The sequence below is a fragment of the Pseudoalteromonas sp. SG44-17 genome, assembly GCF_014164235.1.
In the GTDB taxonomy this organism is placed as follows: domain Bacteria; phylum Pseudomonadota; class Gammaproteobacteria; order Enterobacterales; family Alteromonadaceae; genus Pseudoalteromonas; species Pseudoalteromonas rhizosphaerae.
Genome location: NZ_JACJEV010000011.1, coordinates 48,023 through 62,035, shown reverse-complemented (window position 1 = coordinate 62,035; position 14,013 = coordinate 48,023). Strand labels below are relative to the sequence as shown.

General features: G+C 40.6%; 11 protein-coding genes. 9 read left to right on the top strand and 2 right to left on the bottom strand.

Going from position 1 to position 14,013, the window contains the following annotated elements; genetic code table 11:
* Window positions 1-20: 20 nt before the first annotated feature.
* Entirely contained in the window at window positions 21-233 is a 213-nt protein-coding gene (gene rpmE, locus H5182_RS10100; protein WP_145238505.1) for a 50S ribosomal protein L31, read from the top strand.
* A gap of 564 nt (window positions 234-797) precedes the next feature.
* A complete protein-coding gene (locus H5182_RS10095) occupies window positions 798-2,039 on the top strand; it encodes a malic enzyme-like NAD(P)-binding protein (protein ID WP_145238508.1) in 1,242 nt (413 codons plus the stop codon).
* 108 nt (window positions 2,040-2,147) lie between these two features.
* Here H5182_RS10095 and metJ read toward each other — a convergent pair whose 3' ends face one another.
* A complete protein-coding gene (gene metJ, locus H5182_RS10090; RefSeq protein WP_016709540.1) occupies window positions 2,148-2,468 on the bottom strand; it encodes a met regulon transcriptional regulator MetJ in 321 nt (106 codons plus the stop codon).
* Between the two features lie 235 nt (window positions 2,469-2,703).
* Here metJ and metB point away from each other — a divergent pair, with 235 nt between their 5' ends.
* Complete coding sequence (metB, locus tag H5182_RS10085; protein ID WP_182759963.1) at window positions 2,704-3,966, top strand: cystathionine gamma-synthase; 1,263 nt, start codon at window positions 2,704-2,706, stop codon at window positions 3,964-3,966.
* Window positions 3,967-3,972: 6 nt separating this feature from the next.
* Window positions 3,973-6,318 (top strand): bifunctional aspartate kinase/homoserine dehydrogenase II, encoded by a 2,346-nt coding sequence (metL, locus tag H5182_RS10080; RefSeq protein WP_182759962.1) that lies wholly within the window; start codon window positions 3,973-3,975, stop codon window positions 6,316-6,318.
* An 81-nt stretch (window positions 6,319-6,399) separates the two neighbouring features.
* On the opposite strand, the gene H5182_RS10075 is transcribed toward metL, so the two are convergent.
* Window positions 6,400-8,895, bottom strand: a complete 2,496-nt coding sequence (locus H5182_RS10075; RefSeq protein WP_182757924.1) for a penicillin-binding protein 1A — start codon at window positions 8,893-8,895, stop codon at window positions 6,400-6,402.
* Between the two features lie 132 nt (window positions 8,896-9,027).
* Here H5182_RS10075 and H5182_RS10070 point away from each other — a divergent pair, with 132 nt between their 5' ends.
* From H5182_RS10070 to H5182_RS10050, 5 genes are read left to right on the top strand one after another with little or no spacing between them, the layout of a single operon-like run.
* Entirely contained in the window at window positions 9,028-10,107 is a 1,080-nt protein-coding gene (locus H5182_RS10070; RefSeq protein WP_182759961.1) for a pilus assembly protein PilM, read from the top strand.
* Window positions 10,095-10,658 carry a PilN domain-containing protein gene (locus H5182_RS10065; protein ID WP_145238523.1) on the top strand — a complete coding sequence of 188 codons (564 nt, stop codon included), beginning with the start codon at window positions 10,095-10,097 and terminating at the stop codon, window positions 10,656-10,658. Before H5182_RS10070 ends, H5182_RS10065 begins: the two co-directional genes overlap by 13 nt.
* Entirely contained in the window at window positions 10,658-11,278 is a 621-nt protein-coding gene (locus H5182_RS10060; RefSeq protein ID WP_182735072.1) for a type 4a pilus biogenesis protein PilO, read from the top strand. The genes H5182_RS10065 and H5182_RS10060 overlap by 1 nt, the downstream gene beginning before the upstream one ends.
* The gene (locus tag H5182_RS10055) at window positions 11,275-11,811 is read left to right on the top strand and encodes a pilus assembly protein PilP (protein WP_145238529.1); all 537 of its coding nucleotides are present in this window, start codon (window positions 11,275-11,277) and stop codon (window positions 11,809-11,811) included. The genes H5182_RS10060 and H5182_RS10055 overlap by 4 nt, the downstream gene beginning before the upstream one ends.
* The gene (locus H5182_RS10050) at window positions 11,798-13,882 is read left to right on the top strand and encodes a type IV pilus secretin PilQ (RefSeq protein ID WP_182731698.1); all 2,085 of its coding nucleotides are present in this window, start codon (window positions 11,798-11,800) and stop codon (window positions 13,880-13,882) included. Before H5182_RS10055 ends, H5182_RS10050 begins: the two co-directional genes overlap by 14 nt.
* Window positions 13,883-14,013: the final 131 nt, after the last annotated feature.

Sequence of the window (14,013 nt, the reverse complement as noted above, 5' to 3'; positions counted from 1 at the left end):
GGCCTTAACTAGAGGTTTCTATGAAAGAAGGTATTCACCCTAAGTACGAAGTAATTTCAGCATCATGTTCATGTGGAAATAAATTCGAAACTCGTTCTACTCTGTGTAAAGACATTCACTTAGACGTATGTTCTGCGTGTCACCCGTTTTACACTGGTAAGCAAAAAGTTTTAGACACAGGTGGCCGTGTTGATCGCTTTAACAAGCGTTTCGGTTCACTTAGCAGCAAGTAATTCTTGTTGTTTTGTCGGAAAAAGCACCTTAGGGTGCTTTTTTTTATGCCTGCTATTTATTAAAAACACCGCCTTTTAGTCTTTATTTCTTGCTCTAGTACTCCAGCTTTACGCATTCATTATGTTGTGACTATTTCCCACTTTTATATCCAGTATAGCGAGTAAATAACAGACAAATAGTGATTTGTTGACTATATTGTCATTCTCGTTAAAGCGATAAATTAAACGTTTTTGTCGGTAAAGTTAGGTCTTTTGCGGTTAAATGTTGTTAACGTCTTACTTTGATGGTTTTTAGTCATAGGCCATTATTTTTGCTTTAAAGCGTTGCATAATGAGCATTTTAAGATGGGTTTTTTGATGCTTTGTGGCGTTTTTATAGCCGAAAATTGAAGCTTTTTTGCAAAAAATGCTGACAAAACGCATAAAATTAACGGATATAGCATATAACAGGATAGACCTGATATTGCTTGAATTTAATTATAATATAGGTATCGTTCCCTATAAGATATAAGAACTGCTTACTCTCACTTTCAACTTAACTTACTTGCAGGATAAAATCGCGTTATGTCAGACTTTCGTGAACAAGCTTTACATTACCATTCGCACCCCGTTCCAGGAAAAATTAGCGTTGAGCTTACAAAGCCAGCTGAAACCGTACAGGATCTTGCACTCGCATACAGCCCCGGTGTTGCAGAACCGGTACGTGAAATAGCTGCTGATCCCGCTAATGCCTACAAATACACCGGTAAAGGCAATATGGTTGCGGTTATTACTAACGGCACCGCTATTTTAGGTTTAGGTAACTTAGGTCCATTGGCTTCAAAACCGGTTATGGAAGGTAAAGCGTTATTATTTAAACGCTTTGCGGGTCTAGATTCGATAGATATTGAGGTGAAACACAATACCACCGAAGATTTCATCAATACAGTTGCTAACATCGCTGATACGTTTGGCGGTATTAACTTAGAAGACATTAAAGCGCCAGAGTGTTTTGAAATAGAAAAAGCATTGATCGAGCGTTGTAGCATTCCAGTGTTCCACGACGATCAACACGGTACCGCGATTGTAACGGCTGCTGGTATGATCAACGCACTTGAAGTACAAGGCAAAGAAATCGAAGATGCGATTATCGTTTGTTTAGGAGCCGGTGCCGCAGCGGTTGCGTGTATGGAGCTACTGATCAAGTGTGGCGCATTGCGTGAACATATTTACATGTTAGATCGTAAAGGCGTTATTCATACTCGTCGTGATGATTTAAACGAGTACAAACAGTTATTCGCTAACAATACAGATAAGCGCACACTGCAAGATGTTATTGCTGATGCCGATGTATTTGTTGGTGTATCTGGCCCAAATTTACTTTCTCCTGACGATCTTAAGCTAATGGCTGATCGACCTGTAGTGTTTGCCTGTTCAAACCCAGATCCAGAAATCTCTCCAGTGCTTGCTCATGGTGCTCGCGATGATTTAATCATGGCAACGGGTCGTTCAGATTATCCAAACCAAGTTAACAACGTGCTGTGTTTCCCATTTATTTTCCGTGGTGCGCTAGATGTGCGTGCAAGCAAAATTAATGATGAAATGAAAATTGCTGCGGTTGACGCTATTCGTAGCATTGCTAAAGAACCAGTACCAGCGGAAGTATTAAAAGCGGCGGGTGTTGAGACACTTGAATTTGGTGCGCAGTATATTATTCCAAAACCGATGGATCCGCGTTTATTACCGCGCATTGCCAAAGCAGTAGCGCAAGCGGCAATTGATTCTGGTGTTGCACAAATTGATATGCCGGAAAACTACATGGAGTAGCTGCTTAGCTGCAATTGGTAATGGCACAATAATAAAAACCTCAGTAACTTACGTTACTGAGGTTTTTTGTAGCCAATTCCTGAAGCAGGAATATATACAAATGATAACTTAATCTTCGTTGAGTACAGGTACTTCGAGACCCATTTCAAGCATGATTTTTTTCACTTCTTCAGGCACTTTCTCTGGATTATCTTTACGTAAATCTTCATCGTTTGGCAGTGGTTGGCCAGTAAATGCGTGTAAAAATGCTTCACAAAGTAATTCGCTATTTGTTGCATGGCGAAGATTATTAATTTGACGACGAGTACGCTCATCAGTCAAAACTTTTAATACATTTAGCGGGATCGAAACGGTGATCTTTTTAACTTGTTCTGATTTTTTCCCGTGTTCTGCGTATGGGTGAATATATTCACCATTCCATTTAGCCATAGGATGTATCGTTGCCTCAGGTTGTTAATTGTTTGCGCGACCTTTTGCAGCGCAAAGATGGCGAAATTCTATCGTGTTAAAAAAGATAGTCAAATACTTGTTTTTTAGCCATCTAGCGGCTTAAATGTTTTTACTTCTAATCTTGCGGCTAAAACCGCATAAATGCTTTGACTTATTAAATTTGATCCTCTAACCTTTTAGACGTCTAAACATCCATTTAATTGTAGGTGACGGTATGAGTCAAAAGAATAAAGCAACCATTGCAGTACGCAATGGTATTGATGCAGATAAACATCACGGCGCGGTTGTGCCTCCCATTCATTTATCGACCACCTACTCATTTGCTGATTTTGATAAAAAGCGCCAATATGATTATGGCCGTAGCGGCAACCCAAACCGTGATTTACTCGCTGAAACGCTCGCTAAGCTTGAAGGTGGCGCTAAGGGGATTATCACTACAACGGGCATGGCTGCGGTGCATTTAGCTACTCAGCTGCTAAACAGTGACGATACCTTAGTGATCCCACATGATTGCTATGGCGGTAGTTACCGCTTATTCACCTCACTTGAAAAGCGTGGCTTATTAAAGTTAGTGGTTTTAGATTTAACTAAATCTGAAAATCATCAAAAAATTCTTGAGATAAAACCAAAGCTAATTTGGATTGAAACACCGAGTAATCCTATCTTACGGTTAACCGATATTAAAGCGATCACCACGATTGCTAAGCAGTGCGGTGCGTTGGTTGGTGCCGATAACACATTTTTATCACCTGCTTTGCAAAACCCAATTGAGTTTGGTGTTGATATTGTGGTGCATTCGACCACTAAATATATTAACGGTCACTCAGATGTTGTTGGTGGTGCGGTGATCGCCGCTACCCAAGAGTTGGGTGATGAGCTTGCTTGGTGGGCTAATAACATTGGCATTACCGGTGCCCCGTTTGATAGCTACTTAACGTTACGTGGTTTACGTACTTTGAATGTTCGTTTACGTCAGCATCAAGAAAATGCCTTTATTATTGCCCAATATCTAGAAAACTCCCCTTATGTAAGCCAAGTATATTACCCTGGATTAGTATCTCATCCACAGCATGAACTCGCTAAACAGCAGCAACGTGGTTTTGGTGGCATGGTAAGCTTTGATATCAAAGGTGATATTAATGATGCTGCAGAATTTTTGACCAGCTTAGAAGAATTTAGCTTAGCTGAGTCATTAGGTGGGGTTGAGAGTTTGATTTGTCACCCTGCAACTATGACCCACGCAGGTATGGAGGCAACTGCTCGTCTTGCTGCTGGAGTAGGTGATACCCTGATCCGTATTTCGGTGGGCATTGAAGATGTAAAAGATTTAATCGCTGACTTAGATCGTGTATTCAATAAAGTGAAACCAGGTCAAGCTCAGCACGGCGCAAAAGTAATCGCTTCCTCTGTTCAACAACAAGATGATGAGCAATCAAGCTCATTTAAACTGACTCCTGCACATACGGCTTTGTGGTAATAAAAAATGGTAAATATAGTTCATAAATTTGGTGGTTCTAGCCTTAGTTCTGCAGAGCGTTATCAGGCCGTAGCAAATATTATTCTAGCCCATACGGAAGCCGGTGATTGTGTGGTGGTATCCGCAGCCGGTAAAACTACTAATACGTTAGTTACGCTATGGCAGAGTTACCAGCAAGGTGATCAACAGGCAGTGAGTGATATTTTATTGCAGCTTGATAATCATCAACGTACTTTGATCGAGCAGTTATTGAGTCCAGCAGCGCGACATACGGCATTAAACGTATTAGAACAAGAGCTAGCCTTAATTGCACAGCAAACTCAACAGCAAAGCTTACAGGAAGCCGCATTGCTTGCTCACGGTGAAGTTTGGTCGGCACGATTATTGGCTAGCTATTTAAAACAGTTAAATGTTGCAGCTCAAGATGTTGATGCTCGTCAATTGTTTACCCTTAATGATGGGCAATTATTACATCAAAAAAATCAACAAGCCTGTGCCGAGTTAATTTCAGCCAATTGCATTAATATTGTTACTGGTTTTATAGCCGCTGATTGCCAAGCAAATACAGTTACTTTGGGGCGCAATGGCAGTGATTACAGCGCGACTTTGTTAAGCAGTTATTGTCATGCTAGTCAGGTATCAATTTGGACTGATACCCAAGGGGTGTTTAGTACCGACCCTCGTAAAGTAAAAAAAGCGATTAAGTATTCTAAAGTATGTCGTGGCCAAGCAAACTTACTGGCGCGTTTGGGCAACCCAGTGTTACATGCTAAAACTCTCTCGCCATTAAAAAATACTGATATCAAATTAGTCGTTCGCAGTAGTTACGACAGCGAAGCTAGCGCGACAGAAATTGTCAAAGAAGGTTACAGCAAAGCTAAGCGTTTTATCACTACCTTAGAAAATATTGATTTACTGCGTATTGATCAGCTGCGTGGCGGTGAAATTGGCGAATTAAGTCAGCTTATTCAACACAGCTTGCATCATTTTATTAAAAACGGCGATACCTACTTACTAGTGCCGGCAGCAGCGACTCATCAGGTGGTGAGTCATTTGCAAGGGCGCGCTAATATTATTGAGTCGAACTTACATGGTTGCGCTGTTGTGACGCCACGAAATGATGTAGCGCAATTATTTGAACAAGCAACGCAAGTGCTTAGTGAGCAAAGTTTAGTGCCGCGCTTTAGCCATCAAGACGCAGACTACATATTACTACTAACGGATCAATCTATTGATAGTGATGTGTTGACCTTATTGCATGATAAGCTGATTAACAAAGGCCAAGAGCTTGCCATTATTGTTGCTGGCCTTGGTAATGTTGGTGAAGTATTTATTGAGCAACTAAGTCAGCAGCTTAATCGTTTGCAGCAACACTTCAGCGTTAAGCTGGTTGGTTTATTACGCTCGCGCTCTATGTTGTTCAGCCCAAGTGGTATCGTGCTTGAGCAATGGCAGTCGCAGTGGCAAAACGAAGCAATAGATTACCAAGAAGCTGATTTACTTACACGTATCAGCGAACTCGATTACGAACATAAAGTGCTGATTGATATTACTGCTAGTGAAGCGTTTAGTAAGCTTTACCCGGCGTTTGTAAATTTAGATTGTCACCTGATCAGTGCTAATAAATATGCGGGCACTGCAAATAATGACTGGTATCAAAATTTACGCCGTAATTTAGCTGAACGTAACTTATTATGGCGTTATAACACCAGTGTTGGTGCGGGTTTACCAATTAATTTTGCGTTAGCTGATTTACAAAACAGTGGCGACAGTATTACCCATATTGAAGGCGTGTTCTCAGGCACTTTATCGTGGTTGTGTAGCAGTTATGATGGCAGTGTAGCGTTTTCCGATTTAGTGTTGCAAGCGCAGCAAATGGGTTACACCGAGCCTGATCCACGGGAAGATTTATCAGGGCGTGATATGCAGCGTAAGCTATTAATTTTAGCTCGTGAATTAGGGCTCACCTTAGAGCTTGATGAGATTGGCTTAACACCGTTGATGCCAGAGCAACTAGCGCAAGGTGATTGGCAGTCTTTTTTAGCTAATAAGCAGTTGCTTGATGACTTTATTGCTGAAAAAGCGCAGTTAGCCGCCAAAGAAAACAAAGTACTGCGTTATACCGGTGCGTTAACAATTGCTGATGGCAAAGTAACCGCTAAAGTCGGTTTAGCTTATGCAACACAGGGTGATGCCTTAGCTAACTTAACTCCAGGTGATAATATTTTTGTTATCAACAGTCAGTGGTATAACGATAATGCGTTGGTGATCCAAGGTCCTGGTGCAGGCAAAGAAGTTACCGCAGCAGGCGTGCATTCTGATTTATATTGGTTAATACAAAACTTAAAATGAGCTCTGAGTTTGTAAAATAAAAAAAGCGCCGATTGGCGCTTTTTTTATGTAGCAGCGATTTTATATCGCGACATATTAATATTAAAACAGCTCTTCTTCTGTTTTAGTTTCTTCTTCAAAAACGTTTTCTACATGCTGCATCACATACTTAGTGGGCGAGGTGCCTTTTTCAAAGTATTCAAAGCGACTAGTGTAATCGTTCTTTTGACTCAAGAGTCCCGTTGCTAAATCGATTCGTACCGACACTAATCCTTCAGGTGGCTCGATTGGTGCTTCTGGCTTATCTTTGAGTGCTACTCGCATAAAGTCAATCCATGCCGGTTGAGCTGTTTTAGCACCAGATTCTGCACCAGAGATCTGGGTATTATCCATGTTGTTGTTATACGTCGAGCGACCAAGCGGGTTACCTGGATTATCAAATCCAACCCAGACCGAGGTCATAACATTACGGTTAAAGCCGCTAAACCAAGTATCGACAGAGTCATTAGTAGTACCCGTTTTACCGGAAAGATCGCGACGATCTAATACCTGAGCACGCCAACCGGTTCCACTCCAACCCGTTTTATGGGCCCAACTACCGCCTCCCCAAATTGCGCTATTCATCGCATCAGCTATCAAAAACGCGTTTTGTTTAGATATGATGCGCGGCGCACAATGATTTGCTGTTTGGCTGGTATTTAACCCTGTAGTGGACTCAAATTGAGTCATTGTTAGCTGAGGCGTAACAGGATCACACGCTAATAATGGTTTTGTTTTAAATAACACATTACCTGCTGAGTCTTGAATCTCATTAATGAAATAAGGGGTGATCAAATGACCGCCATTGGCAAATGTGCTCATGCCACGGGCAAGCTCTAAAGGAGTGATTGACGCACTACCTAAAGCTAGCGATTCACTGCGATTGATATCATTATTTTGAAAGCCAAATTTTAATAGGTGATCAGCTGTGCGCTGCAAGCCTACACCGCGCAGTAAGCGCACCGAAATAACGTTTTTCGATTGTGCTAAAGCACGACGAATACGGATTGGGCCGTTATATACCGCAGGGCTGTTTTTTGGTCGCCATGCAACCCCTAGGCTCTTGTCCCATTGATTGATTGGCGCATCATTTAAAATAGACGCTAAGGTATAACCATTATTCAGCGCCGCAGAATAAATAAACGGCTTAATGTTAGAGCCGACCTGACGTTTTGCTTGCACGGCTCGGTTATATTGGCTTTGTTCAAAGCTATAACCGCCAACAATTGCTTTAATGCGACCATCATTCGGATCCAGCGATACTAATGCACTTGAGGCTTCAGGTAATTGGCTGAGTAGATAACTGCCATCGTCATTTTTACGTAGCCAAATTTGCTCACCTGGATTGAGTATGTCAGCAGCTGTTTTTGGTGGAAAACCTTGACGGTAACGCGTAATGTATTTGCGCGCCCATTTGAGATTATCCCAGTCTAGAGTGACTTGCTCACCACTTTTTAATAACACTGTTGCCGTTTGCTCTCCTACAGACAAAACTGCTGCCGTTAATAGCGGGGCAATTTCTTTTACCGGCTCAAGCTTTGCTAAAATTTCACTAGAGCTTAGGGCAGGTTGCGTTTCAAAATCCCACAGTTGCTGCTCTGGGCCACGATAGCCATGGCGCATATCGTATGCATGGAGATTATCAACGAGTGCTTTTTGCGCTGCGGCTTGTACGTCAGATTCAACACTGGTGTAAACTTTAAAGCCGGTATTATATGCTTTTTCGTAGCCATAACGAGCGACCATTTCTGCACGCACCATTTCAGATATATAAGGCGCATATAAGTCTATTTCGGCACCATGAAATTTTGCCGTGATTGGTTCTTGAGAGCTCTGGTTGTAGTCTGCTTGAGAGATATAACCTTCATCAAGCATACGTCTGAGTACCACATTACGGCGTGCCTTGGCGCGAACTGGGTTTCTGATCGGATTTAAAGCTGAAGGCGCTTTTGGTAAGCCTGCAATCATTGCCATTTGCGCTAAAGTTAACTCGTTTAGTTGCTTACCATAATAGACTTGTGCAGCGGCTCCGATACCAAAAGCACGATTACCTAACTCTATTTTATTTAGGTATAAAGCGAGTATTTCATCCTTGGTAAGTAAGTTCTCAATGTGTAACGCAATGAAGATCTCTTTTACTTTACGAATATAGGCCTTTTCACGTGTTAAGAAGAAGTTACGAGCTAACTGCATTGTTATAGTACTTGCGCCTTGTTTTTTCTCACCAGTTGAAATTAATACGAGCGCTGAACGTAAAATACCTATAGGATCTATACCTATATGGTCATAAAAACGGTTATCTTCAGTGGCTAAAATAGCATTTATGAGTGGTTGTGGGATCTCTTCTATAGTCACTGGAATGCGGCGTTTTTCACCGAACTGGTTGATTAACAAACCATCTTTCGAAAAGACTTGCATAGGAGTTTGTAATTGCACGTCTTTTAAAACTTGCACACTGGGGATATCAGATTTAACGTAATAATAAAGGCTTACTAAGGTAATGAGCCCTAAAAACGCGCAGATGATAAAAAATTGTAAAGTTCGTTTTAATAAAATCACTTATATTTTCCCTAAATGGACTCCCAATTAGAATCGGAGACTGCTAGTATATATTGATTAAAAAATGAATAGTATTTTTTCATATAAAAATTATAACTTGTTTATTCTTAAAACAAAGGCCAAGTTGCGAACATGCTAAGTCAACTATTGAATAAGTCTTCATCGATGATGGTAGGGATAGATATCGGTTCACATGCTATAAAAGCAGTGTTACTGAATGAAACGGACAGTGGCTATAGGCTCGAAGCGTTAGCAATTGAGCCAATGCCAAAAGGTACAATGGCTGAGCGCAATATTCAAGATATTGAGGCGATTGGTAATATCATTACTAAATTAAAGCGTAAGTTACCAAAGTCAATTCGTTCGGCAGCAGTAGCAGTATCGGGACAAACCGTCATTACGAAAGTAATTTTTATGGATGTTACGCTTTCAGATGCAGAGCTTGAGTCGCAAATAGAAATCGAAGCTGACAGCCTTATTCCCTATCCTTTAGATGAAGTTAGCCTAGACTTTGAAAAGCTCAGTACCAACGAAGCCGATCCTTCCAAAATGAATGTGTTGCTTTCAGCTGCGCGTACCGAAAGTGTTGAAGCTCGTGTTGGTGCATTAGAATCAGCTGGCTTAATAGCAAAAGTAGTTGATGTAGAAAGCTATGCCCTGAGTCGCGCAATGGATGTGTATTATCAGCAATTACCAAGCGATGCATTTAATAAGTGTGTAGCAGTGGTCGATATTGGCGCGGTACTTATGTTGGTAAGTGTGGTACTTGGCGGTGAAACGATTTACACCCGAGACCAAGTATTTGGTGGCGATCAATACACTAACAGCATAGTAGCTTATTATAATAAAAGTTTTGATGAAGCTGAAATAGGTAAAACTACAGGCGATCTTCCGCCTAACTACACGTTTGAAGTATTGGCACCATTTCAAACCTCATTATTACAGCAAGTACGCCGCGCAGTGCAGATGTTTTTAACTACCAGTGGCAAAGATCAAATCGATTACATTGTGCTCACTGGTGGCACAGCGATGATTGATGGCCTCGATCGACTGCTAATCGAAGAACTAGGCATCCATACCATAGTGGCAGAGCCTTTTGAAAATATGGATATTTCCCATCATGTCGATCGCAATGTGTTACAGCGTCATCGTACTCAATTTGCAATAGCGACTGGTTTGGCATTAAGGAGTTTTTCATCATGCCACATATAAATCTACTGCCTTGGCGCGAACAGCAGCGCAAACAATCACAGAATAAATTTGCCACTGTTTTGTTTTTTGTGGTGCTTGGCAGTTTTATCAGTATGTATTTACTCAGTAGTTATTACGGTAGTTTACGAGATGGTCAAAATATTAAAAATAATTACCTTTCAGCTGAAATTGGCCAATTAGATAAACGTATTAGTGAAATACGTGAATTAGACAAAAAGAAAGAAAACTTGCAGCAACGTATGCGCTTAATCGAAGAACTGCAAAGTAGTCGAAACTTGGGTACGCAAATTATGGATGAAGTTGCCAAAATTGTACCAACGGGGGTGTATCTAACTAAGTTAGAGCGTCGTGGTAGTGCAATTCATGTGGTTGGTCGTAGCGAATCAAATAATTACTTGTCAAATATGTTACGCCAAGTACAAAATTCCTATCTGCTCGAAAAGCCGATAATGCAAGGTATTATTGCTGGTGAAAAATCGTCTCGTTTATTGAGTGATTTTAATATGGAATTTTATGTAAAACCCTTTGATAAGATTGGAGAGGTTAAATAATGAACCTTGATATCAAAGCGTTAACAGAGATTGAATGGAACGAAATTGAGCTTGAAAACATTGGCGACTGGCCAATAGTTGTCAAGATTATTTGCTGCACTTTTGTAGCGGCCCTCGTATTGTTTTTCAGTTACAGCTTATTGGTTTCAGATGAAATAGATAGCTACCATAATGCGGTTAGTAAAGAAGTTGAGTTACGCAGTAACTACCGAGTGAAATACTCACTAGCGAGTAATCTAGAAATTTACCGTCAACAAATGGTTGAAATGGAAGAAAAGTTTTCTTTATTGCTAAAGCGCTTACCGACTTCAAACGAAACACCAGGCTTACTTGATGATTTATCTTATGTGGGCACGACCAGTGGCTTAACCTTTCTTAAAATTGGCTGGTTACCAGAAGTGGAAAAAGAGTTTTATACTGAGTTGCCGATTAAAATTGAAGTAATAGGTAGCTACCATGAGTTTGGTGATTTTGTTGGCAAAGTAGCGCAACTTCCTCGTATCGTAAGTTTGCATGACTTTTCAATTACTAGTTCAGATTCAGGCAAGCTGACATTTAGCGTGGTCGCCAAAACTTACCGCTACGAAGGCGGCGTGAAAAAAGTAGGGGCTAAAAAATGAAAAAATTAGCCTTGGTTTTACTCGGCTGTATTTTGGTGAGCGCATGTAACGATGATACCTCTGAGCAAAAAGAGTTTATTGATCAGGTAAAAGCCAGCACTACACCTAAAGTTGAGGCCATTCCAAAACTGATCCAATTTGAGCACTTTGAATACAATGCACAGCAACTACGTAGTCCTTTTGTTGCGCCGCAGCCAGAAATTATTCAAAATAACATGATCCAAGTTAAAAACTGTTTACATCCTGATCCTGATCGTACGCGTGAAGTTTTAGAGAAATATCCGTTGGATAATCTGGCAATGAAAGGCACACTGGGTTCTGGTGGCCAAACATGGGCATTAATTAAAGCTGCAGATGATACTTTGCACCGAGTGACTGTGGGTAATCATATTGGTTTATATCATGGTGTTGTACAAGATGTTAAAAGTGATTATATAGAATTGTTAGAATTAATACCCGACGGGTCTGGTTGTTGGAAAGAACGTCTTACGAAGCTTGAAATGTTAGAGGCGGGCTCCAATGGCACTAGTTAAAAATAAAAAAGGTAAAATTAAAATGCATAAGGGAGTATCTTGGAGTAATCGCATTCATCAGGCTTTGTTTGTTGTTATTGCCCTTTTTATCACGCAATCAGCAATGGCAACTCCGTTATTGTATGACATTCGTTATAGCCCATTAATAGCTGGAGAAACACAGTTACAGCTGGTATTTGATGAGGAGCTGAGTGAAGAACCAAAAGTTCAGGTATTTAATAACCCAGCCCGTATTGAAATGCGCTTTAATGCCACTGATGTTGAACAAGGTATAAGTGAAGTACAAATCAACCAAGGCGGTATTGAAAAAGTTAATAGTGTAGCTGCTGATGGTAACTTGATTGTCACTGTTCATTTAGAGCGTTTAAAAATTTACCAAACAACGGTTAATAATAATCTTGTTTCATTACACGTTTCCGATAATCCTATCACGTCACAAGAAGATGCTAATACCGCCAAAGAAGTGACTGGCAATTACATTAACTCAATCCAGTCTATTGATTTTCGTCGTGGTGAAAAAGGTGAAGCACGAGTATTAGTATTCTTGCAAGACACTCAAGCTGCGATTGATGTGCATGAAAGTGGCGGTAAAATTATTGCTGAATTTCATCATACCGATATTTTAGATGACTTATTATATGAGCTAGATGTGCTAGATTTTGGCACTGTGGTCAGCTCAATTGAGACATTTAAAGAAAATAATATGAGCAGGGTGGTAATAACTCCTAATGCAGCGTTTAAATTTACTTATCAGCAAATTGAAAATATCCTTACTCTTACAGTTGAAAAAGATGACTCGCAACGTTCATATTTAGAAGGTGGTAAAGAATACCAAGGTCGCCCAATGACCTTAAACTTTCAAGACATCTCAGTGCGTGCCGTATTACAAATTATTGCCGGCTATAATGATTTCAACCTAGTAACCAGTGACTCAGTCAGTGGCAACATAACTCTGCGTTTAGATGGTGTGCCTTGGGATCAAGCTCTTGACGTGGTATTACGCGTTAAAGGTTTAGATAAGCGTATGGATGGCTCTATATTAATGGTTGCACCATCTGAAGAGCTTGCCGCCCGCGAAGCGAAAGATCTAAAAGCCAAACAACAAGTTGAAGATTTAGAGCCGCTTTATAGTGAATATATTCGTTTGAATTATGCTAAAGCGGAAGAGTTTGCTGATTTACTGAAAACCGACACTAACAGCATTATTAGTGCTCGCGGCAGTGTATCCGTTGATAAACGTACCAATACCTTGTTAATTAAAGACACCGTTAAAAGCATTGCAAGTGTTCGCCGTATGGTCGAAACTTTGGATATAGCGGTTAGACAAGTTATTATTGAGGCACGTATGGTTACTGTACGTGATAACGTAAAAGAAGACTTAGGAGTACGTTGGGGGTTTAGTGATCAACAAGGCACTGATGGTATTTCAGGTACCTTAGAAGGTGCTAATACGATTTCTAACGGCACCATTCCAAGTATTTCTGATCGCCTTAATGTAAACTTGCCTATCACAGGTGCCGCTGGCAGTATTGGTATGCACGTTGCTAAATTAGCAAATGGCACGTTACTTGATTTAGAGCTAACCGCGCTTGAAGAAGAAAACCGTGGTGAAATTATCGCAAGTCCGCGCATTACGACTGCCAACCAGAAAAAAGCACGCATTGAACAAGGTACCGAAATACCGTATGTTGAATCTGCTTCAAGTGGTGCTACAACTGTTAGCTTTAAAAAGGCAGTATTGAGTCTTGAGGTAACACCACACATCACCCCAGATAATAAAGTTATCTTGGATTTAATCATTACCCAAGATACCCGAGGTGATACGGTACAAACTGGAACTGGTCCTGCAGTTGCAATTGATACCCAAGAAATTCAAACCCAAGTACTGGTTGAGAATGGTCAAACCGTGGTACTTGGTGGTATATTCCAGCAGCAAATCATTAACTCAGTTAAAAAAGTACCATTATTAGGTGATATTCCTTACCTAGGAGTGCTGTTTAGAAGCACTAGTGAGTTCAATGAAAAGAAAGAATTGCTGATTTTCGTTACTCCGAAAATCCAAATAGAGTAATTTACACTGATTTATTCTTACACAATGGGCAATTATTGACTTTAATTGCTCGTTAATTGGCTTTTTGTTCTAATTGACTTGAAATACCCAATCAATTACTGAGATAATCCCCTCCTTAATTTTGGGGCCAG